Annotated in this window: 18 protein-coding genes; 15 read left to right on the plus strand and 3 right to left on the minus strand. The window is 62.9% G+C overall.

Translation table 11 applies throughout. From position 1 onward, the window contains the following. Nucleotides 1–4: 4 nt before the first annotated feature. The 3 genes from P0D84_RS26595 to P0D84_RS26605 all read right to left on the minus strand — a co-directional run bounded on the left by P0D84_RS26595 (nt 5) and on the right by P0D84_RS26605 (nt 4,755). Nucleotides 5–3,070, minus strand: a complete 3,066-nt coding sequence (locus P0D84_RS26595; protein WP_408341635.1) for an efflux RND transporter permease subunit — start codon at nt 3,068–3,070, stop codon at nt 5–7. A 12-nt stretch (nt 3,071–3,082) separates the two neighbouring features. Further along, the gene (locus tag P0D84_RS26600) at nt 3,083–4,435 is read right to left on the minus strand and encodes an efflux RND transporter periplasmic adaptor subunit (RefSeq protein WP_408341636.1); all 1,353 of its coding nucleotides are present in this window, start codon (nt 4,433–4,435) and stop codon (nt 3,083–3,085) included. A 158-nt stretch (nt 4,436–4,593) separates the two neighbouring features. Then, nucleotides 4,594–4,755: a hypothetical protein gene (locus P0D84_RS26605; RefSeq protein ID WP_408341637.1), complete on the minus strand. Its 162-nt coding sequence runs from the start codon at nt 4,753–4,755 to the stop codon at nt 4,594–4,596. Between the two features lie 341 nt (nt 4,756–5,096). On the opposite strand from P0D84_RS26605, the gene P0D84_RS26610 reads away from it, so the two are divergent. From P0D84_RS26610 to P0D84_RS26680, 15 genes are all read left to right on the plus strand, one after another. Further along, complete coding sequence (locus P0D84_RS26610; RefSeq protein ID WP_408341638.1) at nt 5,097–6,518, plus strand: sensor histidine kinase; 1,422 nt, start codon at nt 5,097–5,099, stop codon at nt 6,516–6,518. Beyond that, nucleotides 6,503–7,855, plus strand: coding sequence for a sigma-54-dependent transcriptional regulator (locus P0D84_RS26615; protein ID WP_408341639.1), 1,353 nt, complete (start codon nt 6,503–6,505; stop codon nt 7,853–7,855). The genes P0D84_RS26610 and P0D84_RS26615 overlap by 16 nt, the downstream gene beginning before the upstream one ends. A 1,090-nt stretch (nt 7,856–8,945) precedes the next feature. Continuing rightward, nucleotides 8,946–9,119 carry a Flp family type IVb pilin gene (locus P0D84_RS26620; protein ID WP_408341640.1) on the plus strand — a complete coding sequence of 58 codons (174 nt, stop codon included), beginning with the start codon at nt 8,946–8,948 and terminating at the stop codon, nt 9,117–9,119. Nucleotides 9,120–9,240: 121 nt separating this feature from the next. After that, nucleotides 9,241–9,774 (plus strand): A24 family peptidase, encoded by a 534-nt coding sequence (locus P0D84_RS26625; protein WP_408341641.1) that lies wholly within the window; start codon nt 9,241–9,243, stop codon nt 9,772–9,774. 163 nt (nt 9,775–9,937) lie between these two features. Next, on the plus strand, nt 9,938–10,774 hold the full coding sequence (gene cpaB / locus P0D84_RS26630) for a Flp pilus assembly protein CpaB (RefSeq protein ID WP_408341642.1): 837 nt from the start codon (nt 9,938–9,940) through the stop codon (nt 10,772–10,774). A gap of 50 nt (nt 10,775–10,824) precedes the next feature. Then, nucleotides 10,825–12,717 carry a type II and III secretion system protein family protein gene (locus P0D84_RS26635; protein ID WP_408341643.1) on the plus strand — a complete coding sequence of 631 codons (1,893 nt, stop codon included), beginning with the start codon at nt 10,825–10,827 and terminating at the stop codon, nt 12,715–12,717. 36 nt (nt 12,718–12,753) lie between these two features. Then, on the plus strand, nt 12,754–13,047 hold the full coding sequence (locus tag P0D84_RS26640; RefSeq protein WP_408341644.1) for a hypothetical protein: 294 nt from the start codon (nt 12,754–12,756) through the stop codon (nt 13,045–13,047). 45 nt (nt 13,048–13,092) lie between these two features. Continuing rightward, nucleotides 13,093–14,295 carry a CpaE/TadZ family protein gene (locus P0D84_RS26645; protein ID WP_408341645.1) on the plus strand — a complete coding sequence of 401 codons (1,203 nt, stop codon included), beginning with the start codon at nt 13,093–13,095 and terminating at the stop codon, nt 14,293–14,295. Nucleotides 14,296–14,320: 25 nt separating this feature from the next. Next, nucleotides 14,321–15,697 (plus strand): TadA family conjugal transfer-associated ATPase, encoded by a 1,377-nt coding sequence (locus P0D84_RS26650; RefSeq protein ID WP_408341646.1) that lies wholly within the window; start codon nt 14,321–14,323, stop codon nt 15,695–15,697. 46 nt (nt 15,698–15,743) lie between these two features. Next, entirely contained in the window at nt 15,744–16,721 is a 978-nt protein-coding gene (locus P0D84_RS26655) for a type II secretion system F family protein (protein ID WP_408341647.1), read from the plus strand. A 79-nt stretch (nt 16,722–16,800) separates the two neighbouring features. Further along, the gene (locus P0D84_RS26660; protein WP_408341648.1) at nt 16,801–17,757 is read left to right on the plus strand and encodes a type II secretion system F family protein; all 957 of its coding nucleotides are present in this window, start codon (nt 16,801–16,803) and stop codon (nt 17,755–17,757) included. Nucleotides 17,758–17,792: 35 nt separating this feature from the next. Then, nucleotides 17,793–18,641: a sterol desaturase family protein gene (locus P0D84_RS26665; protein WP_408341649.1), complete on the plus strand. Its 849-nt coding sequence runs from the start codon at nt 17,793–17,795 to the stop codon at nt 18,639–18,641. Nucleotides 18,642–18,685: 44 nt separating this feature from the next. Continuing rightward, the gene (locus P0D84_RS26670; RefSeq protein ID WP_408341650.1) at nt 18,686–19,195 is read left to right on the plus strand and encodes a TadE/TadG family type IV pilus assembly protein; all 510 of its coding nucleotides are present in this window, start codon (nt 18,686–18,688) and stop codon (nt 19,193–19,195) included. 1 nt (nt 19,196) lies between these two features. Further along, entirely contained in the window at nt 19,197–19,838 is a 642-nt protein-coding gene (locus P0D84_RS26675) for a TadE/TadG family type IV pilus assembly protein (protein WP_408341651.1), read from the plus strand. A 29-nt stretch (nt 19,839–19,867) separates the two neighbouring features. Further along, entirely contained in the window at nt 19,868–21,220 is a 1,353-nt protein-coding gene (locus P0D84_RS26680) for a TadE/TadG family type IV pilus assembly protein (protein ID WP_408341652.1), read from the plus strand. Nucleotides 21,221–21,227: the final 7 nt, after the last annotated feature.

Here is a 21,227-nt window from a genome sequence, read left to right on the forward strand (position 1 = left end):
CGCGTTACTCCGCGGTGGCCGGTTTGCGCTTGCTGAAGCGGTCTTCGACGCGATGCATCGCGAGATACATGACCGGCGTGGAGAACAGCGTGAGCAATTGACTGATCACGAGACCGCCGATAATCGCGATGCCGAGCGGATGCCGCAACTCCGAGCCCATGCCGGTGCCGAACGCGAGCGGCACCGCGCCGAACAGCGAGGCCATGGTGGTCATCAGGATTGGGCGGAAGCGCAGTTCGGCGGCGCGGCGAATCGCTTCGAGGGCAGGCAGTTTTTCGTTGCGTTCGAGTTCGAGCGCGAAGTCGATCATCATGATCGCGTTCTTCATCACGATGCCGATCAGCAGCACGATCCCGATCAGGCCGATGATGTCGAACTGCGTGCCGGTGATGACCAGCGCCAGCAGTGCGCCGAGTGCCGCGGAGGGCAAAGTCGAGAGGATCGTCACGGGGTGGATGAAGCTTTCGTACAGCACGCCGAGCATCAGATACACGACAATGATCGCGGCGCCCACCAGAAATGCTTCGTTCGAAAGAGATGACTGGAACGTTGCCGCTGTCCCTTCCAGCGAGGCCTGCACGGTCAAGGGCAGGCCGATCTGCTTCTCGATGTCGGCGAGCCGTGAGACCGCGGTGCCGAGCGTATAACCAGGTTGCAGGTTGAAGGAGACATCGGCGTAAGGGAATTGGCCTTGGCGGTTGATCGTCACCGGCGCGTGGATCACCTTCATCGTCGCCATGCTCGCGAGCGGCGCGACGCCGCCCGACGCCGTGTCGACATAAAGGCCGGAGAGCAGATCCGACAGATCGCCCGAAGTTTTGTCAGCCACCAACACGACGTGATACTGGTTGAGCTGCGTGTAGATGGTCGACACCTGGCGCTGGCCGAAGGCGTCGTACAGCACATCGTCGATAGCTTGCGGCGTGACGCCGAGACGCGAGGCAGTGGCGCGGTCGAAAGTCAGCTGGATCTGGTTGCCTTGCTGCAGCGCCTGGCTTTGCACGTCGGCGAACGCCGGGTTTTGCCGCAGCGCGGCGATCAGCTTGCCGGTCCATTGATCGAGCACCGCCGGGTCGGTGGCCTGCAGGCCGACGCGATAGCTGGTGGTCGAGATGGTGTCGTCGAGCGTCAGATCCTGCACCGGATGCAGAAACAGCCGCATACCGGCGAGATTGCCGGTGGCGTCCGAGAGGCGCCGGATCACCGCGGCGCTGCTATCGCGATCGCCTTTGTCCTTCAGGTTGATCAGCACGGTGCCCTGGTTGAGCGTCGGGCTGGTCTGGTTGATCCCGACAAACGACGACAGACTCGCCACCGCCGGATCCTTCAGCAGATCGCTGACCAGTTGCTGCTGCTTCTGGACCATGTACGGAAACGAGATGGTCGGCGCGGCTTGCGAGATGCCTTCGATCAACCCCGTGTCCTGTTCCGGGAAGAAGCCCTTGGGCATCAGTATCAGCACCAGAAAGGTCAACGCGGCGGTCAGCGCCACGGAGAGCAACGTTAACCCCCGATGCTCCAGCACCCAGCCGAGACCTTGCACATAGCGCTGATTCACGCGGTCGAAGAAGTCAACGCGCTTTTCTTCTTCATGTTCCTTGAACATGCGCGAGCACATCATCGGCGTGAGCGTGAGCGACACGAAAGCCGAAATGACGATCGCGATCGCGAGCGTCAGCGCGAATTCGCGGAACAGCCGGCCCACCACGTCGCCCATGAACAGCAGCGGAATCATCACCGCGATCAGCGAGACCGACAGCGAGATGATCGTGAAGCCGATCTGCTTCGAGCCTTTCAAGGCGGCTTCGAGCGGCTTGTCGCCTGCCTCGATATAGCGGGTGATGTTTTCGATCATCACGATGGCGTCGTCCACCACGAAGCCCGTCGCAATGGTGAGCGACATCAGCGTCAGATTGTTCAGCGAAAAGCCGAGCCCATAAGCGACCGCGAGCGTGCCGATCAGCGACAACGGCACCGTCACGGCGGGAATGACGGTCGCGGCCACTTTGCGCAGGAAGATGAAAATGACCATCACGACCAGCGCGACGGCCACCGCGAGTTCGTATTCGACATCGGTGACGGAAGCACGGATGGTTTGCGTGCGGTCGGTCAGCACGGCGACTTTCAGTGTGGCGGGTAAGCTCGCGCGCAACTGCGGCAGCAGTTTCTGCACGCGGTCCACCACGTCGATCACATTGGCGCCCGGTTGCCGCTGAATATTCAGGACGATCGACGGCGTGCTGTTGGTCCATGCGGCCTGCTGCACGTCTTCGGCGGCCTCGACCGATTTCGCGATCTGCGCGAGCCGGATCGGCGCGCCGTTCTTGTACGCGAGGATCACGTCCGGGTACTGATCGGCGGACTGCAACTGGTCGTTCGCACCGATCGAATAGGCCTGGTATTTGCCGTCCAGATTGCCCTTTGCCTGGTTGACGTTGGCGTTGCCGAGGGCCGTGCGCACATCGTCGAGAGACAGTCCCAGCGAATTGAGCGCGCCCGAATTGGCTTCGATACGCACGGCCGGCCGCTGGCCGCCGCTGATTGTCACGAGACCCACGCCGGTGATTTGCGAGATTTTCTGCGCGAGCCGGGTATCGGCGAGATCTTCGATTTTGGTGAGCGGCAGCACGTCCGAGGTGAGCGACAAGGTCACGACCGGCGCGTCCGCCGGATTGACCTTGCTGTAGACCGGCGGATAGGGCAGGTTGGTCGGCAGGAAGCTGGCGGACGCGTTGATGGCGGCCTGCACTTCCTGTTCGGCGACGTCGAGGGAGAGCGCGAGATCGAACTCGAGCGTAATGACCGATACGCCGTTCGAACTCGTCGAGTTCATGGTTTTCAGTCCCGCCATTTCGCCGAGCTGGACTTCGAGCGGCGCCGTGATCGACGAGCTGACCACGTCAGGACTCGCCCCCGGATACTGCGTGTAGACCTGGATCGTCGGGTAATCCACCTCGGGCAGCGCGGAGACGGGCAACAGGTGATAACCGAGCAGGCCGGCGAGCAGCACGGCGACCATCAGCAGCGACGTCGCGATCGGCCGCTCGATGAAGGGGCGGGAAATGTTCATGACGGCGGCCGGTTAATTGGACGCGGCCGAAGCGGACGCGGCCGGGGACGCCGATGACGCATCTGTCGTGGACGGCGCCGCTGCGGTAGACGAACCCGACGCGGACGAGGCCGATGACGGCGCTGTCGTGGACGGCGCCGCTGCGGTAGACCAACCCGACGCGGACGAGGCCGATGACGCCGCTGTCGTGGACGCCGCCGCTACGGTAGACGAGCCCGACGCAGCCGAGGCCCCCACCGGCGCCGCCGCCACCACGCGCACCACCGAGCCGTTATCGAGTTTGTCGGCGCCATCGGTCACCACCTGCTCGCCGGCCTTGACACCGCCATCGAGAATCGCCGTATCGTCGCCACTCACCGGACCCGCCTTCACGTTGCGCAGCGCGACCTTGCCGCCCGCGCCGACCACGAACACGAAGTCGCCATTGATGCCGTGCTGGATCGCGGCAGTGGGAATCACCGGAATCTGCTTTAACGTGTCCGCCTGCATGCGTGCATTGACGAACTGATTCGGAAACAACGTATTGCCCGACTGCGGAAACTCCGCCTTGACCTTGATCGTGCCGGTCGACGTATCCACCTGGTTGTCGAGCGCCATCAGCGTGCCTTGCGTCAGCAACGTTTTCTTGTCGCGGTCATACGCGAGCACCGCGACCGTACCGCGCGACATCGCCTGACGGATCTGGCCGAGATAGTCTTCGGGCACCGCGTACACCACGGTGGCCGGCTGCAACTGCGTGATCACCGCGACGCCGGTGGTGCTCGCGGTCGTCACGTAGTTGCCCGGATCGACGAGGCGCAGACCGACCACGCCGTCCACCGGCGAGGTGATCGTGCAGTAGCTCACCTGCACCTGGAGGTTCTGCACGTTGCCGGTGTCCGAGACGACCGTGCCCTGGTCTTCGTTGACGGTGGCGAGCTGGGTATCCAGCGTCTGCTGCGTGATCGAGCCGACCTTGATCAACTGACGATAGCGCTGCAAATCGAGTTGCGCGTTGGCAAGCGCGGCCTTGTCATGGGTCAGCATGCCTTGCGCCTGCACGAGTTGCGCTTCCAGGGCGCGCGAATCGATGCGCGCGATCACCTGGCCTCGATGGACCAACTGGCCTTCCTTGAAGTCGACTGAATCGAGAATGCCGTTGACCTGGGTGATCACCGTGACGGTTCGCGTCGGCGTCACGGTGCCGAGTGAATCGATGTAGACGGGCACATCTGCCAGTTTGGCCGCGACGGCCGAAACGGGCGTGCCGCGCGGCGCCGCCGGCGCTTTTCGCGCGGGATGCCGGAAGTGGAAAAACCAGACCGCTGCTATGGCCAGCAACAGGATCACTACGGCCGCGGTCCAGTTCAGGTGTTTTCTTTGCATCTGTGCCTCGTTCGGGAAAGCGGGGGTGTGCCGCCATCGAGAGGCTGCGGGCCAGAGTTTGCAACGACTATGCCAAGTGGGGTGTGCCGATGCGCCGGGGCCTTGGGTGCGTGGGACGACGCCGCTGTGTCATGATTTGCGACGAACGCTGTCATGAATCACGACAACCTGCGCACGACGACCCACGCGACAACCCGCACGACAACCCTCACGACAACCCTCACGACAACCCTCACGACAACCCTCACGACAACCCTCACGACAACCCTCACGACAACCCTCACGACAACCCTCACGACAACCCTCACGACAACCCTCACGACGACCTGCGCACGACGACCCCGGCACGACGACCCCGGCACGACAACCCCGGCACGACAACCCCGGCACGACAACCCCGGCTCGACAACCCGGCACAACAACCCGGCACAACAACCCGGCACAACAACCCGGCACGCGGTTCCACCGAGCGTGCGCCTCGCGTCAACGCGGCGGCCATGGCCGCGTCAGCGCCTGCCGCCCGCCGGTCTCATGCCTGCCGGGTTCAGCCTGGCATACCATTCGCATCAGATAAGCTTGTCGATGTGCAACGCCGGAACACACCAGGATCCCCATGCTTCGCTCGTTACGCGGTCGTCTTGTCTTACTGCTCGTCCTGCTGGTGGTCGCCGCGGGCGCGACGGCCACCTTGATGATCGGGCTGTTCCACCAGTCGGCTGCGGCGCGGGTCGGCCAGGCGGCGGCTGAGAACAGCCGCGCCTGCGAATCGATTGCCGCGGCGTACCGTGTGCAAGGCGGCGAACTGGCGGACCTCTCGTCCTCGCCGGACAACGCCGCCCTGCGCAAACGCCTGACCGCGCTCGTGCAAGACGCGCTGCGCAACCGGCCGGGCGTGCAAGGCGGCATCTGGCAGGGCGGCACAGGCTCGCTGGCCTATGCCTTTCCGACCTACGACGGCGCCGCCATGCGCACCGATCCGCCCGGTGGCGAATTGCCGCGCATTCGCGCCACCAATGCCACCGCATTAAGCGACGACCGCGCGGCCAGCAACCGTTACGACGTGCGTTCGCAAACCCTGCTGATCGCAGCGTGTCCGCTGCCCGGGCCGCTCCCCGGTCTGACCGCGTGGACGATGACGTGGGCCTTCACCTTCGCGGGCAGCAGTTACTACCAGATGATGGCGGGCCAAGCCGTGCTGCTCGTCACCGTGCTGATTGCCGCGGCCTTGCTGACGCAGCTGACCATGACGTGGTCGCGCCACGTCTCGCAGATCGAGGCGGCGCTCAATACCTACGACGTCGCCGATATGCCGGTGCTGCCGGCCACCCGCGAACGCGAACTGGATCGCATCGTGCTGGCGTTGAACGAGGCGGGGCGGCGGCTCTCCGCCGCGCGGCTGCGTGGCGACCAGCTCGCACGGCAGATGGCGACCGCCGAGCGGCTAGCTGCGATTGGCCGGGTCGCAGCGGGCGTCGCCCATGAGATACGCAACCCCATCGCGGCGATGCGTCTGAAAGCCGAGAGCGCGGTGGCCGGCGGGGCCGAGCGTCAGCCCCAGGCGTTGCGCGTGATCCTCGGCGAGATCGAGCGGCTCGATGCGCTGGTGCGCCGGCTGCTGAGCATCACCGAACATGACGCGCCCAAGCGCGAACGGATCGATGTCAGGGCGTTTCTCGACGCATGTATCGCGCAGCACACCGAGCGCGCGGCGGCGAAGCAGGTGACGATTGCCTGCACGGCTGAACCCGGCGAGGCGCGTTTCGATCCGGACCAGCTTCAGCGCGCGCTGGACAATCTGATTCTGAATGCGATCAACGCGGCGCCCGAAGGCAGCCCGATCCATGTCGCCGCGATGCGTGATGCGGATGCGCTCGTCATCTCCGTTCACGATCGCGGCGTCGGCCCGCCCGAGGGCATCCGGGATCACCTGTTCGAGCCGTTCGTGACCGGGCGACCGGATGGAACGGGTTTAGGCCTGTCGATCGTGCGCGAAGTCGCCGAAGCGCACGGCGGCTCGGTGCGGTTTGTAATGACGGACAACGGAACTTCTTTCGAAATTATCTTGCCATGGCCCACATCCTGATCGTCGACGATGACGCGACCATGCGCGATGCGCTTGCCGAAGTGGTCATCGACCTCGGCCACAGCGCGTGCATGGCCGCCAATGGCATGCTTGCGCTCGAGTTGCTCGGCACCGAGTCCGTCAACGCCATGTTCCTCGACCTGCGCATGCCCGGCATCGACGGGCTCGAGGTGCTGCGCCGCATGCGCGAGCGCGGCGGTGCGCCGCCGGTGACCGTGCTGACCGCGCACGCCACCGCATCCAATACGATCGAGGCCATGCGTCTGGGCGCCTTCGATCATCTGACCAAGCCGATCGGCCGCGCCGATCTCGCCCAGGTGTTGCAGCGCATGCTGGCGAGCGTCGTGGAATCCAGCGGGGGTGTCCGCGCTGAGGAGCCCGAGGCGCTGATCGGCTCGAGCGAGGCGATGCGCACCGTGCAGAAGACTATCGGCGTGCTCGCCGATAGCGACGCCACGGTGTTGATCACGGGCGAAACGGGCACCGGCAAGGAGGTGGTCGCGCGCGCGATTCACGACCACGGGCAGCGCAAGCGCGGGCCATTCGTCGCGGTCAATTGCGCGGCGATTCCGGCCGATCTGCTGGAGAGCGAACTCTTCGGCCACGTGCGTGGCGCATTCACCGGCGCGAGCGCCGATCGCGAAGGGGCGTTCCGCCAGGCCGAAGGCGGCACCCTGTTTCTCGACGAGATCGGCGACATGGACATTGCCATGCAGGCCAAGATCCTGCGCGCATTGCAGGAGCGCGTCGTGGTGCCGGTTGGCGGCAAGCCGGTTCCGATCAATGCGCGGGTGATCGCGGCGACTCACCGCGATCTGGTTCGCAGCGTGCGGGACGGCACGTTTCGCGAGGATCTGTTCTACCGGCTGCATGTGGTGCCGATCCACTTGCCGCCGCTGTCGGAAAGGATCGCTGACATCGTCCCGCTCGCCGAATATTTTCTGAACCGCGCGACGGCGGGCAAGCGCCTGTCCGCGGATGCGGCGGCGCATCTGATCCGCTATGGCTGGCCCGGCAACGTGCGTGAACTCAAGAATACGATGGAGCGCGCCGCCGTGATGGTGCGCGGCGAATACATTCACGCGACCGATCTGGCGTTCCTCGAGGATACGGGATCGACGCAGGACCCGATCTTCGACTGGCCGGACGAGGACCTGCCCTCGGCGCTCGCGCGGCTCGAGGAAATGCTGATTCGCCGCGCGTTGCGGCACAGCGGCAATAACCGCACCGATGCCGCGCGGCGGCTCAATGTGAACCGCCAGCTGCTTTACGCGAAGCTCAAGCGCTATGGGATCGAGGTGGCCGACTCGTCGCGGGAGGGTGGCGAAGGAGGGTAGTCGTCAAGGCGAATGGCTTGCTAAACGTTTGCGCGCTCGCGGCTGATGTTTAGCGGTGCATCTCTCTTTTCGGTCCACAGGAATCCAAAGCAGTCGGTTCGCGCGGCTTATTACGCAGGGCTGAATTAAGCCGGACATCGTCTGCTTCGAAGGCATTCGACGTGACTTGCGGCGCGCGAATCGTGATGTTTTTTGATCGGCCGCTCGTTGAGCAAATGCCGTTCGAATCATCCTGTTTCGCCGCGTGACGCGGAACCAGTAAGGCTCTCCACTTCGTCCGAGTCGAAGCGAACGCACCGCTTGCGTCACACAAAAAAAAGCGTCGGGCGCGTTCCCTGTCCCACGTCCAGGCGATTTATAAATCCTCCGTCAATCCCGGTAATGCGGGCCAGCGCACATAGCGATGCATGAGCCGGTCATCTCAATCCCGCGACAGATCCGCCTCTACGCCGGCTTTTCGTCTCATGGTTGCGACATGTCGGTCCACAGCCCGCAAAAGCTACTTCTTCGCATGAGGTCGCGGCATGTTTGACCGGAGTATTCGTCAAACCATTGCCAGTCAGCGAGGCTTAGGGTTTTCCTTCATTCACGGGTGATCCGCGGCACATCGCGCCGGCCCGCGGCGACCGCCATCCGCGGCGTCTCAAACACGAAACATCGCACGATGCGAATCCCCATTCGCAAGGTCCGCCAGATCTCAAATCACCGTCCGGCAAGGCTTTGAGGGCGCATGGCATAGCGCGTGCAATAAGCGAGTCACACAGCGAAACACGTTGCGGCCGGGAAGCAGCAAACGAACAAGCGGCAAGAAGAAATCCCGGTAGCAACAACAGTCTTCGTAAAGACGCGTCGGGGAAGTCAACGCGCTTTACGGGGTGCGGCGGGGCCAACGAAAAGCGGATGTCGGGAAAGCACGGCGCGAATGATCGATACGGGGTATCGGCCATTCGCGACCGGGACGACGTGAAGCGCTGACCTCGCCACTTTTTCCGTCTCTATAGACGGACCTGAACACCGCTCCGGTGAGCCTGTTTTCAGGCAACTGTGGCGGCACAAACCGAAGTCAACTTTCACTCTTACGGGGGTTAGCATGAAGAACACGATCCAACAATTTCTGCGCGAAGAAGACGGTGTTGCAGCGATCGAATATGCGCTGCTGGCTGGGCTCATCGCGGTCGCGATCATCGTGACCGTGCAAGCGATGACCACCGGTCTCGAAGGCGTTTTTACCCGCGTCACGACTGCTTTGACGGCCGCAGCCTGACGCGTAGCGCATTCCGCAGAGGCAAGCCCGATCGCTTGCCCTGTCTCATGCATCTGCTTGAGGCGGGGCAGCGACGGACCTCACCCCCGGGTACATGTCAATCCGCAGAACGGAGCGTGCAATGAACGGTGTTCCTTTCCCGATCGGGCCTTGTGTGATGGCGCTGGTGATTGTCGCGGCGCTGTGGGATATGCAGACAAGGCGCATTCCGAACTGGCTGGTCGTAGTGGGGTTGGCTGCAGCGGTGCCCGCGCAGTGGCTGGCGCATGGCGGCATCGAAGGCATGCAGTTGTGGTTGGGCGGTGCTCTGACAGGTGCCCTGATCTTCCTGCCGGGCTACGCAATGCGTTTGATGGGTGCGGGCGACGTGAAGCTGATGGCAGCCATCGGCGCGTTCTGCGGCGCATCCGGCGCATTCGCAATTGGACTGGCGACCTTTGCGATTGGTGGTGCGTGGTCGCTGGCGGTGTTGCTCCGGCGGCGCCAGATGTTGACCGGATTGAGCGGGGCCGCTTCGCTGCTGGTCGAGACTACTGTGCCCGGTGGCGGCACAGCGCAGCGACGCAGCGGTCTCGCAGACGGTTCGATCGGAACCATACCGTACGGCGTAGCGATAGCGATGGGCAGCACGGTCGTGTTATTCGCGAGCGTGTGACGAGGTAGACCCCTCGCATCTCGATAGCGCGGTAGCGGCCGAACACGATGGCGTTGCGCCGCCGACGCTGCGCCTGGTCGAATTCAACTGATACGCCGTCATCGGCTGTGGTAGCTCCATTCTCATAGCGTCGTCGACCGACGACAGGATGCAGGAGAACGAAATGAAAAACGCCCGCGCTTTAATCATGCTGCTGATCGCGACGATGGCCGGCCTGACCGCGGTGGTCTTCGCGGCGCGCTGGATGACGTCGCAGACCTCCAGCGCGACGACGAAAGTCGTCGTGGCCGTGTCGGACATCAATCTGGGTCAACGCATCTCGCCTGATTTCCTCAAGGTCGCGGACTGGCCGTCGAACAGTGTGCCGCCGGGTTCGTTCTCCGACATGCAGAAGCTCGACGGCCGCGTGCTGAAGGAAAGCCTGTTGCACGGCGAGCCGATCCTCGAGGCGAAGCTCTCGCCAGTCGGCACGCTCGGCGGTTTGTCGGCGGTGATCAACGAAGGCAAGCGCGCGATCACGGTGCGGGTGAACGATGTGATCGGCGTCGCCGGCTTCGCGTTGCCGGGCAACTACGTCGACATCATCGTCAATACGCAGAAAGACAGCAAAGACCCGGGCACGCAGCGCGATCAGAACATTTCGAAGATCGTGCTCGAAAAGATTCTCGTGCTGGCGGTCGCGCAGGAAGTCGGGCGTGACGAGACCAAACCGAAAGTCGTCGACGCGGTGACGCTCGAAGTGTCACCCGAGCAGGCCGAGAAGATCGATCTCGCGCGCAGCATCGGCACGCTTTCTCTGGTGTTGCGCAATCAGGTCGATCCACAAGCTACCGACACGAGTGGCGCCACCAAGGCATCGCTGCTGAAGATTCCGGTGGCCGTACCGGCGGCGCCTGCGCCGGCACCGGCAGCGCACATCGTACGGAAAGTAGTAGCACGGGCGCCAGGCAACTGCGTGCGGGTGTTGGACGGTGCGGATTCAAGACAAGAATGCTTTTGACAGGCTCAGCCTGCAAGCCGTGACAAACGGCGCCATTACGGGGGTAGGACATGAACGCCAGACCGAACCATCGCGCGCATGCGGCGAGTGCTCCGCACGTCACGCAACTCAGGACCCGGTTGCGGATCGCCCAGGCGAGCGCATGCGGATTGATCGGCACCTGCCTGTGGGCGCTGCCCGCGACGCAGGCCGCCGCGCAGAACGTGCCGGCGCTGCCGGACACGCCGCTCACCGTCGCGGCCAACGGGCCAGTGCATCTGACCATCGGCATGAGCGGCAGTGGCGCGCCAACCAACGGCTCGTCGCAAGCCGGCAAAGGCCCGAGCTGCACGGGGCCGGTCGCTGACCATACGTCGGTACAGATTCCGGTCGGCAAGTCGACCATGGTCGATCTGCGCGAGCCGGTGCGTACCCGCACGGTCGGCAACCCGTCGATCGTGCAGGCGATGCTGGTGTCGCCGACCACCCTCTATCTGCTCGGCTCGGACGTCGGCACGACCAACATGATCGTGCAGGGCAAGAGCGGCTCGTGCACGATCATCGACGTGAACGTCGGCGCGGACCCGGCAGGCCTGCAACAGACACTCGCGGTACTGATGCCCGAAGAAACCGGCGTGCGCGTGAAAGCCGCCGCCGACACCCTGGTGCTGACCGGCGTGGTGTCGGATTCGGTGAAGGCTGAACGCATCGTCGAGCTCGCGCACGCGTTCGTGGCGCGGCCTACCGCGGCCGTGCCGATCGCCGCGCCGGCTGCGGGGCCGCTGCCGATCGGCGGCGTGCGTGTCGCCATGCCGCCGCCGCCGTCGTTGGGAAGCGGCAATTCGGAACGCGTTATCAATATGATGCATATCGCCGCGCCTCAGCAGGTGATGCTCGAGGTGAAGGTTGCCGAAGTGTCGAAGACACTGATCGACCAGTTGGGCATGGCTGCCAACCTCAACGGCGGGATCGGCAGCTGGAGCTTTGGCTTGCTGGCGAACTATCTGTCCGGCGGGCTCAGCGCGATCACAGCGTCGAAGGCCAATAACTCGCCGCTCAATCTTGCGTTCGACGCCCAGAAAACCGACCAGCTTGTGAAGATCCTCGCCGAGCCGAACCTGATGGCGATCAGCGGCCAGGAAGCCAGCTTCCTCGCGGGCGGCAAGGTCTACATTCCGGTGCCGCAAAGCAACGGCGCGAACGGCACGACGATCGTGCTGCAGGAAGAGCAGTACGGCGTTGGCCTGACCTTTACGCCGACCGTGCTCGAAGGCGGCCGCATCAACCTGAAGGTCGCACCGGAAGTGTCCGAGCTGTCGTCGACCGGCGTGGTGGTGAGCGCCGGCAACTCGAATAACACGACGATCCTGCCGCTGATCACAACCCGCCGCGCCTCGACCACGCTGCAGGTGTACGACGGGCAGAGCTTCGCGATTGGCGGTCTGATCAAAAACAACGTGACCGGTACGCTCAAGGGCTTGCCGGGAGTGGGCGAACTTCCCGTGCTCGGCGCGCTGTTCCGCAGCACGAACTACGAACAGGACAAGACCGAACTGGTGTTCGTGGTCACGCCGCGCCTGGCGAAGCCCCTGCCGCAAAACTATCCGCTGCCGACCGACGGTTTCGTCGACGCGGCCGAAGGCAACGTCTATCTGACCGGCAACATGGAAGGCAAGAAGCATGCGGCGCCTGCTGCAGGAGCCTCATCGGGCGCTACAGCGGCGTCGCCCGTGCTGGCTGCGCCCACGCTGCCGCCGCAACCGGCACCTGCCCCTGATCGCAACCCGGTACCGGTCTCTGGGCCCGCCCGGGTACCCGCGCCGGACGACAACCACGGCACGCCCGAGTCGCAGCCGCTCACGTCGACCAAACCCAATGACGCGCCGCATAGCGAACCGGTCCCCGCCGCGGCAGTCGTCAGCGCGGCGCTTGCGGCGGACGCCGACTCACACGCGGCGCGATGAGCCAGGCGCGCATCTAACGGTTATTCGGAGAACGACATGAAAGCCATTCCCACACTGATCCGCCTCGCGCTATGCGCAGGCGTGACTGCGACGCTCGCCGGGTGCCTCACCTCGACACCCCACTGGGACGCGACCTTCGGCGATTCGGTCAATCAGCTCAAGGCAATGCAGATACTCAATCCAGAAGCCTCGGCCAATACCGATCCGGTTTTGGGGATCGACGGCACGGCGGCCGCCGCGGCGCAAAAGGGCTACGCCAAATCATTCACGGCGCCGACCCCGCCAACCAATATGTTCACGATCGGCGTCGGCTCGGGCAGTAGTTACTGATACAGGTCCTGGCAACAGCACCTTGCAGGTCAGCGGAGACTTGAAATGATTGACATCCTCATGATTTCGTCCAGCGCGGAACGCTCGACGCATATCGGCGCGCGGCTCGAAGCAAGCGGCGTCGCCTACCGGCTGCGCACCGTGCACGGCGAGGCGCGACAATTGCGCGCGCACGCCGCGGCGATCAAGACCGCGGATCTGTTGATCGTCGACGACGTCGATCTGTCGGAGCGCGAACTGAGCGGCATCGAGGAGGCGCTCGTCCAGACGCCGCATCTGCATTGCATGCTGATCACGCCCGCACCGTCGACCAACCTCCTGATGGCTGCGATGCGCGTCGGCGTGCGTCACGTGTTGTCATGGCCGCTGGATGAACGCGAGATCGTCGACGCGCTCACGCATGTCGCCAACAAGAAAAACGCAGGATTGCGCCGCGAAGGGCGCGTGGTATCGGTGAGTTCGTGCAAGGGCGGCAGCGGGGCCACGCTGATCGCCGTGAACCTCGCTTACACCCTCGCTGCGCAGCGCGACAAGCGCGTGCTGTTGATCGATCTGAACCAGCAGTTCGCCGACGCGAGCCTGCTGGTGGCCGACAAGGCGCCGCGCGCGACGCTTACCGATCTGTGTTCGCAGATCGACCGGCTCGATGCCGCTTTCTTCGAGGCCTGCGTGATGCACATTCACGCAAACCTGGACGTGCTGGCCGGCGCGGGTGATCCGGTCAAGGCAGCCGAACTGCGTCCCGCGCATCTCGAACGGATGCTCACGCTGGTGCGGGAACAATACGACGCGGTCATCGTCGACGTCGGCCAGAGTATCAACCCGCTCGCGATTCATGTGCTCGATCACAGCGACTCGATTTGCATGGTGATACGGCAGAACATTCTCTATCTGCACTCCGGGCGCCGCATGCTCGATATCTTCAAGGAACTCGGTTATTCGGCGAGCAAGGTGCGGCTGATCGTGAACCAGTACGACAAGAACGCCCGCATCAGCCTCGCGACACTCGAGGAAACGCTTGGCGCCAAGGTCGCGCATCAGTTGCCGCGCGACGAAAAACACGCGAACGACGCGCTCAATCACGGCATACCGGTTGTCACAGCGGCCAAGGGCAGTGCGCTCGCCCAAGGCATCGGCGCGCTCGCCGAGATGTTGTGGCCGATCGCCGCCGCACCACGCAAAGGCGTGCTGAGCCGCTTCTTCGCGGCTCGGCCGAATTCCCTTCAAACGTTGAAGACTGAACACTGACCTGCGAACGGCAACGGAGACCATCATGTCACTGCGCGAACAGATGTCGATCCAGAACGGATTTATGCCGGCAGAAACGGCGGGCGCCGCTGCGGCAGGTGTCGCCGCCGAGAGCCTTGCGGCACGGCGCGCATACCAGCAGCTCAAGATGACTATTCATCAAACGATCATCGAGCGCGTCGAACTGGACAAGCTGCAACGCCTTTCACCTGAGCAGGTCAAGCGCGAACTGGCGCAACTCGTCGAACGTATTGTCGAGGAAGACAAGATTCCAATGAACGAGCTGGAGCGCCGCCGGCTCGCGCAGGACGTGCATGACGAGATGGTCGGACTCGGGCCGCTCGAACCGCTGCTCAACGATCCGACCATTTCCGACATTCTGGTCAACACGTCACAACACGTGTACGTCGAACGGCGCGGCCGCCTTGAACACACCGACGTGACCTTCTACGACGATGCGCATCTGATGAAGATCATCGAGCGGATCGTCTCGCGGGTGGGCCGCCGCATCGACGAATCGACGCCGATGGTCGACGCGCGCCTGCCTGACGGCTCGCGCGTCAACGCGATCATTCCGCCGTCGGCGATCGACGGTCCGCTGGTGTCGATACGCCGCTTCGCGGTGAATCCGCTGACCGTGACCGACATGGTGAACAACCAGAGCTTCACGCCGGCAATGGCGCAGCTGCTCGAAGCGCTGATCAAGTCGAAGCTGAACGTGCTGATTTCGGGCGGCACGGGCAGCGGCAAAACGACCTTGCTGAATCTGCTGTCCGGTTTCATTCCCGACGACGAGCGGGTCGTCACGATCGAAGACGCGGCGGAACTGCAACTGCGTCAGCAACATGTGCTGCGCCTCGAAACGCGCCCGCCGAATATCGAAGGCAAGGGCGAGATCTCGCAGCGCTCGCTGGTGCGCAACGCGCTGCGGATGCGGCCCGATCGGATTGTGCTCGGCGAAGTGCGGGGCGCCGAAGCGCTCGACATGCTGCACGCGATGAACACCGGCCACGAAGGCTCGATGGCGACGCTGCATGCGAATACGCCGCGCGATGGTTTGACGCGATTGGAAAACATGGTCGGCATGGCTGGCCTGACGATGCCGATCAAGGCGATTCGCCAGCAGATCGCCTCGGCGATCACGGTGGTCGTGCAGGCGTCGCGGCTCACGGACGGTCGCCGCAAGTTGATGAGCATTCAGGAAATCACCGGCATGGAGGGCGACATCATCAACATGCAGGAGATCTTTACGTTCAAGCGCACCGGCGTCGACGAGAACGGCATGATCAAAGGTTATTTCTGCGCAACCGGTGTGCGTCCGAAGTTCTGCGACCGGCTGGCCGGCTTCGGTATCACGCTGCCTGATCAGATGTTCGATCCCACGCGGCGTCTGGACGTGTAAGCACACGACGCGAACCACAAGGTCCGCGTCGTCCAAGGAGTCGAGCATGAACACATCGTTTATCGGTTTCGCGGTTCTGGCGTTCCTGGCGATCGTGCTGCTGATCGAGAGCATCTATCTGTTCTGGAGCAGTCATCACAGCCCCGTCGTCAAGCGCATGGACGAGCGCATCCGCGCGTTGTCCGCGGGCGGCAACGTGAGCGCGGAGCAACTGTCGATTCTGAAGCAGCGCATGCTGAGCGAATCGCCGCTGGTCACGCGGCTGCTGCTGGTTTTGCCGCGCGTGCATACGCTCGACCGGCAACTGCAACAGTCGGGATTGACGTGGTCCGTCGCGCGTTTTGTGACCTATACGCTGCTGTCCGCGCTCATTGGGGTGTTCATCGGATTCGTGCTGCATGCGCCATGGACCGTGATGCTCGGGTTCGCCGGCGCGGGTGCGCTGCTGCCGCTGATGATCCTGCGCCGCAAGCGCGGCAAGCGTGTATTGCAGCTTGAACGGCAACTGCCGGATGCGGCCGATCTGATCAGCCGTGCGCTGCGTGCTGGTCACTCGTTTCCGGCTGCACTCGGGATGGTCGGCGAAGAGCTGCCCAATCCGCTCGGCGGGGAATTCGCACTGGCGTTCGACGAGATCAACTACGGCGTGTCGATGAACGATGCGCTGCTGAACATGGTGAACCGCGTGCCGGTGGACGATCTGCGCTATTTCGTGATCGCCGTGCTGATTCAGCGCGAGGCGGGCGGCAACCTTGCAGAGATTCTTGGCAGCATCAGCAGCATTATTCGGGAGCGCCTGAAGCTGCTCGGCAAGGTGCGCGTGCTGTCGGCGGAGGGGCGGCTGTCGGCGTGGATTCTCGCCTTGCTGCCGTTCGTCATCATGGGACTGCTGTCCCTGCTGAATCCTGGATACATCAAGGTGTTCTGGACCGACCCGGCAGGCGTCAATCTTGCCGCCATTTCACTCACGATGATGCTATTCGGCATCTTATGGATGCGCAAGGTGATACGCATCCGGGTGTAGTCGTGAGACCGGATGGAACGATTTCAAGCCGGCACACCAGGCAACAACGAATCGAGGAGGGCGGGGCAACCCGCAGACCATGAAAGCCGAACAGATCGTCGTGCTGAGCCTGATGTTTCTCATTGTATTCGGCGCCATGCTGAAGGCGATGATGCTGCTGCGACCCGACCCGTTGCAACGGCGTATCGATCACGTCGGCGTGCCCGCGTCGCCCGACGGGTCCGACTCGGGCGAACAGAAAACCTGGGTCGAAGCCGTCACGAAGGTGTCCCACCACGTCGCGAAACTTTCCTTACCAAAAGAGGATTGGGACAAGTCGACGCTCCGGCTTCGGTTTGCCAACGCAGGCATCCGCAATCCGTCCGCCCCAGCGTTCTATTTCGCCGCGAAGACATTGTTGGCGCTCGCGTTGCCGGCGATCACCCTGATTTTCTGCGGCAACCTCTTCACCCCTGACAGGCGCATGTGGCTGCTGCTCGCGGTGCTCGCAGCGTCGGCACTCGGCTTCTATCTGCCGAATCTGGTCCTTTCACGCTTGATCGAACGTCGGCAGCGCAAGCTGTTCGAAGATCTGCCCGACGCGCTCGATCTGATGACCGTCTGTGTGGAGGCTGGCCTTGGCCTCGACGCGGCCATGATGCGCGTCACACAGGAAATCGGTGTAAGGAGCCACGCGCTGAAGGACGAATTCGAGTTGGTGTTGCTCGAACTGCGTGCAGGTTCGGGGCGCGCCAAGGCGCTGCGCAACTTGTCGCTGCGCACCGGCGTCGAAGACATCGACACGCTCGCTGCGATGCTGATTCAGGCCGACCGCTTCGGCACCAGCGTCGGCGATTCGCTGCGCGTCTATACAGACAACCTGCGTACCAAACGTCGCATGCGCGCCGAAGAGAAGGCCGCCAAGATCGCGCTCAAATTACTTTTCCCGCTGATGTTCTTTATCTTTCCCGCATTGATTACCGTGTTGATCGGTCCGTCAGCGATCCAGGTGATGCGTCAGTTGATGCCGGCGATGAGCGGCATTTCGGGAGGCTAGACACCATGCCGGCCTTGTCTCTACCGGGGAAACACATGTTTGAGTCCAATCCGCTTCCTGTTCTATGGCACTTCGTGCACGAATGGTGGTTCGCCTATGAGATCGTGCTAGCGCTGTTCATCGTAGGCGCGTTGCTCGAGCGGCGCTGGCCTGTGGAGCGTCTGCAGTCGCGGACGGCTACCCGTCTGAACCTCGCTTACTCGGCCGTCTCTACGGCTATCGGCCGGGCGACCCAGCCGCTGACGGCGGCCGCGTCGGTCTGGGTCGTCAATCTGCTGGGCGGCGGCCTGATTGCGTTGCCTGCTCACGGCTGGGGCGTACTGGTATCGATTCTTGCGGTAGTGCTCACAATCGACCTGCTCGAATACTGGTTTCATCGTCTGCAGCATGCGTGGCCGCTGCTGTGGCGCATGCATTCGTTCCATCACAGCGCGGAGTCCTTCAACGTCACTGTGACTACGCGTCACTACTGGTTTGAAGCGCTGCTCAAGGGCTGCATGATGTATCCGCTGGTAGGCGTGCTATTCAAGGTCGAGCCGTCGATCGTTGGCGTGGCCACCCTGATTTTTTTGCCGGGTAATTTTTTTGCCCACCTGAACCTGCGCATCGACCTCGGCCGCTTCATCACGTGGGTCAACAACCCGCAATATCACCGGCTGCATCACTCTCGCCGGACTGAACACTTCGACAAAAACTTCACGCAACTGCTGCCGCTGTGGGACCGCCTGTTCGGCACGATGTGGGTACCGGCGCCGCACGAGTGGCCGCAAACCGGCCTCGATGACGATGCCGAGCCCGCATCGGTACTGGTAGCGCTGTATTGGCCACTGCGCAAGCGCACCGCAGGCGAACCCGCCGCCGTGACGCAGCGCGCGGCCGAGTGACGGTCCGTTAGAGGCGGCCTGGTGACACTTAACGAGGAGGCGATATGAAAGCTGCTCGCCCGCAATTGAAGCAAGCGCCGAAGCGAACGCTCAAACAGCGTGGCGTCGTCACGGTCGAGTTTGCGCTGCTGGCACCGCTGCTGTTTCTGCTGCTGTTCATTGTGATGGATATGGGTATTGCGCTGTGGGTCAACCTGACGATGCAATACGCGGTGCGCGAAGGCGCGCGTTACGCGGTGACCGGGCAAAGCAATCTTGATCCGAACGCGACCAATCAGCAGCGTTATCTGGCCATCGTGCAGGAGATCAAGAACAGTTCGATGGGTCTCTACACGCTCGTTTCGCCGAGTTACGTGATCACCATCAACGGCGCGACTCAAACCTACAACACCCAGGCGAGCTACGGAACCGGCATGTTCGGCAACCCGGGCGACATTGTGGTGCTGCAGATCAATTGCATCTGGCCGCTCCTGACGCCACTGGTCAGCCCGTTCTTCGCGGGCGGCAAATATACCTTCAGCGTCGCGACGACGATGCGCAACGAGGGCTTCTAACATGAAGACAAAACCATGGGGGAAGAGCCGCCGCAAGGCCGCCGGTATCGTCAGCGTAGAACTGGCGCTGTTGCTCCCGATACTCGTTGCGCTGGCGCTGCCGGTTGTCGACATCGCGCGCAATATCCAGGCGCAGATGATTTTGATCAACGTGAGCCGCGAAGGGGCAAACCTGTCGTCGCGCGCGTCGCTGACGTATCCGATGCAGACGATCATGTCGTCGCTCACTGCGACGACGCCACCGCTCGATATGAACGCGAACGGCATGATCTACATCACCGAGATCATGGGCAACAACAACTGCGACGCCAACGGCAACAACTGCACGGGGGTGGTGGTTGCGCAGTATCGCTGGAACGGCGGCAACTACTCTCCGGCGAGCAAACTGTGGACCTGCGGCGGCAGCGGCGGCACGATCACGAGTTGGGCCACCGACGGCACGGGGAGTTGCAGCGGCTTGCCCGCGCCAGGCAGCAAGTCGCCGGTGGTGAATCTGTTGCAAGGCAAGCTATCGACCGGGCAGATTGCGTTTGCGGTCGAAGCGTTCTATCTGCAAACACCGCTGATCGGATCGTTGAAACTGGGCGGCGGTATCACGACACCGGCGCTGTCGCCGAATCTGTATGCGATGACGGTGTTCTGATTCAAAATAAAAGCAGGTCGGGGGATGCAATGAAAACAGCAGCACACAAACATCAGAAAGGCTCGATCAGCATCATTGTCGCGGTGTCGCTGGTCGCGCTGCTGGGCATTCTTGGCCTCGCGATCGATTCGGGGCTCGGCTACATGATTCGGGCGCGGCTCGATGCCGCCACGGACGGCGCGGTAGTCGCCGCGGGCCAGGCCGTTACGCGCGGCAACAATCAGTCGGAGCAGACCACGAACGCGACGCAGGCCGCCAACGCGTTTTTCACGGCCAACTATCCGGCCGGCTTTCTCGGCTCGACGGCAACGGCTGGCACGCCCTCAGTCGTGTTCGATAACAAGGGGACCGTGACGATCAACATGTCGGCGCAGGCACAGGTGCCGGTCACCTTCATGCAGACGCTTGGCTTCAAGGTGTTGAACGTCGGCGCATCTTCGCAGGCGATCCGCAAGACGCTCGATATGGCGTTTGTGATCGATACGACTGGGTCGATGGCAACGGATCCGACCGAACCCCCTGTGGTGCAAGCGAACGCCACCTCGTTCCTGAACAGCTTTGACATCACGAACGACCGCGTCGCCCTGATGCATTTCGCTTACGGCACGATCATCGACACGCCGTTCAAGAAGGATAGTTCCCGGGGTTTCGACCGCGCGACGATGACGGCGCAAATCCAGAAATATAATTTCTCCGGCAGCACCAATTCGTCGGAAGCGTTCTGGAATGCGCGCAATCAGATGAACCAGTTGCAAAATCCGTCGAGTCTACGCGTGATCGTTTTCTTTTCCGATGGTGCGCCGAATAGCTTTGCGTCGGCATTTACGTTTGCGAAACAGGCCAAGGCATGCAATAACCTCGTCGGCACGATAGCGTCGCCCGACAGTAACGGCAAGATGACTGGGCTTTGGCACTACGATCAGTTGCAGACAGCGTTCAGTTCGCCGTGCTACGACTCGGATCTGCGAGCCGATTCGAGCAAATTCATCCCGTCACTGCCCGCCTTCTACAACGCGCACAATCCGACAGACACGACCTTTCCGATCATCACGAATAGTCCACGCGTCGTCACGGCGGCCGTCACCTATCAGAATGTCAATCGAGCTTCACGCAACCTGCTCGAAGCGATGGCGGCGGACGCACGCAACAACAATATCTACGTGTTCACGCTCGGCCTGGGCCAGCCGCTAGTACAACCCGCGGGCCCGGACAACGAGTTGGGCCAGGACGTTCTCAAGTGCATGGCCAATACGCCCGATTCGCTACCGCGCTGCTACAACCCGAAGCAACCGGTCGGCGTGTATTGTCACGCGGCGACCCCCGCTGACCTTGCGCCGTGCTTTTCGCAGCTAGCCTCGCAAATCCTCCGCATTTCCCAGTGAGCGCACC

This window comes from Paraburkholderia sp. RL17-337-BIB-A (assembly GCF_046025895.1).
Lineage (GTDB): Bacteria > Pseudomonadota > Gammaproteobacteria > Burkholderiales > Burkholderiaceae > Paraburkholderia > Paraburkholderia fungorum_C.

Bases quoted from the DNA above. Each gene is read 5' to 3' on its own strand.
- P0D84_RS26595 (WP_408341635.1), bottom strand. From the start codon at position 3,070: ATGAACATTTCCCGCCCCTTCATCGAGCGGCCGATCGCGACGTCGCTG.
- P0D84_RS26600 (WP_408341636.1), bottom strand. From the start codon at position 4,435: ATGCAAAGAAAACACCTGAACTGGACCGCGGCCGTAGTGATCCTGTTG.
- P0D84_RS26615 (WP_408341639.1), top strand. From the start codon at position 6,503: ATGGCCCACATCCTGATCGTCGACGATGACGCGACCATGCGCGATGCG.
- P0D84_RS26620 (WP_408341640.1), top strand. From the start codon at position 8,946: ATGAAGAACACGATCCAACAATTTCTGCGCGAAGAAGACGGTGTTGCA.
- P0D84_RS26625 (WP_408341641.1), top strand. From the start codon at position 9,241: ATGAACGGTGTTCCTTTCCCGATCGGGCCTTGTGTGATGGCGCTGGTG.
- cpaB (WP_408341642.1), top strand. From the start codon at position 9,938: ATGAAAAACGCCCGCGCTTTAATCATGCTGCTGATCGCGACGATGGCC.
- P0D84_RS26635 (WP_408341643.1), top strand. From the start codon at position 10,825: ATGAACGCCAGACCGAACCATCGCGCGCATGCGGCGAGTGCTCCGCAC.
- P0D84_RS26640 (WP_408341644.1), top strand. From the start codon at position 12,754: ATGAAAGCCATTCCCACACTGATCCGCCTCGCGCTATGCGCAGGCGTG.
- P0D84_RS26645 (WP_408341645.1), top strand. From the start codon at position 13,093: ATGATTGACATCCTCATGATTTCGTCCAGCGCGGAACGCTCGACGCAT.
- P0D84_RS26650 (WP_408341646.1), top strand. From the start codon at position 14,321: ATGTCACTGCGCGAACAGATGTCGATCCAGAACGGATTTATGCCGGCA.
- P0D84_RS26655 (WP_408341647.1), top strand. From the start codon at position 15,744: ATGAACACATCGTTTATCGGTTTCGCGGTTCTGGCGTTCCTGGCGATC.
- P0D84_RS26660 (WP_408341648.1), top strand. From the start codon at position 16,801: ATGAAAGCCGAACAGATCGTCGTGCTGAGCCTGATGTTTCTCATTGTA.
- P0D84_RS26665 (WP_408341649.1), top strand. From the start codon at position 17,793: ATGTTTGAGTCCAATCCGCTTCCTGTTCTATGGCACTTCGTGCACGAA.
- P0D84_RS26670 (WP_408341650.1), top strand. From the start codon at position 18,686: ATGAAAGCTGCTCGCCCGCAATTGAAGCAAGCGCCGAAGCGAACGCTC.
- P0D84_RS26675 (WP_408341651.1), top strand. From the start codon at position 19,197: ATGAAGACAAAACCATGGGGGAAGAGCCGCCGCAAGGCCGCCGGTATC.
- P0D84_RS26680 (WP_408341652.1), top strand. From the start codon at position 19,868: ATGAAAACAGCAGCACACAAACATCAGAAAGGCTCGATCAGCATCATT.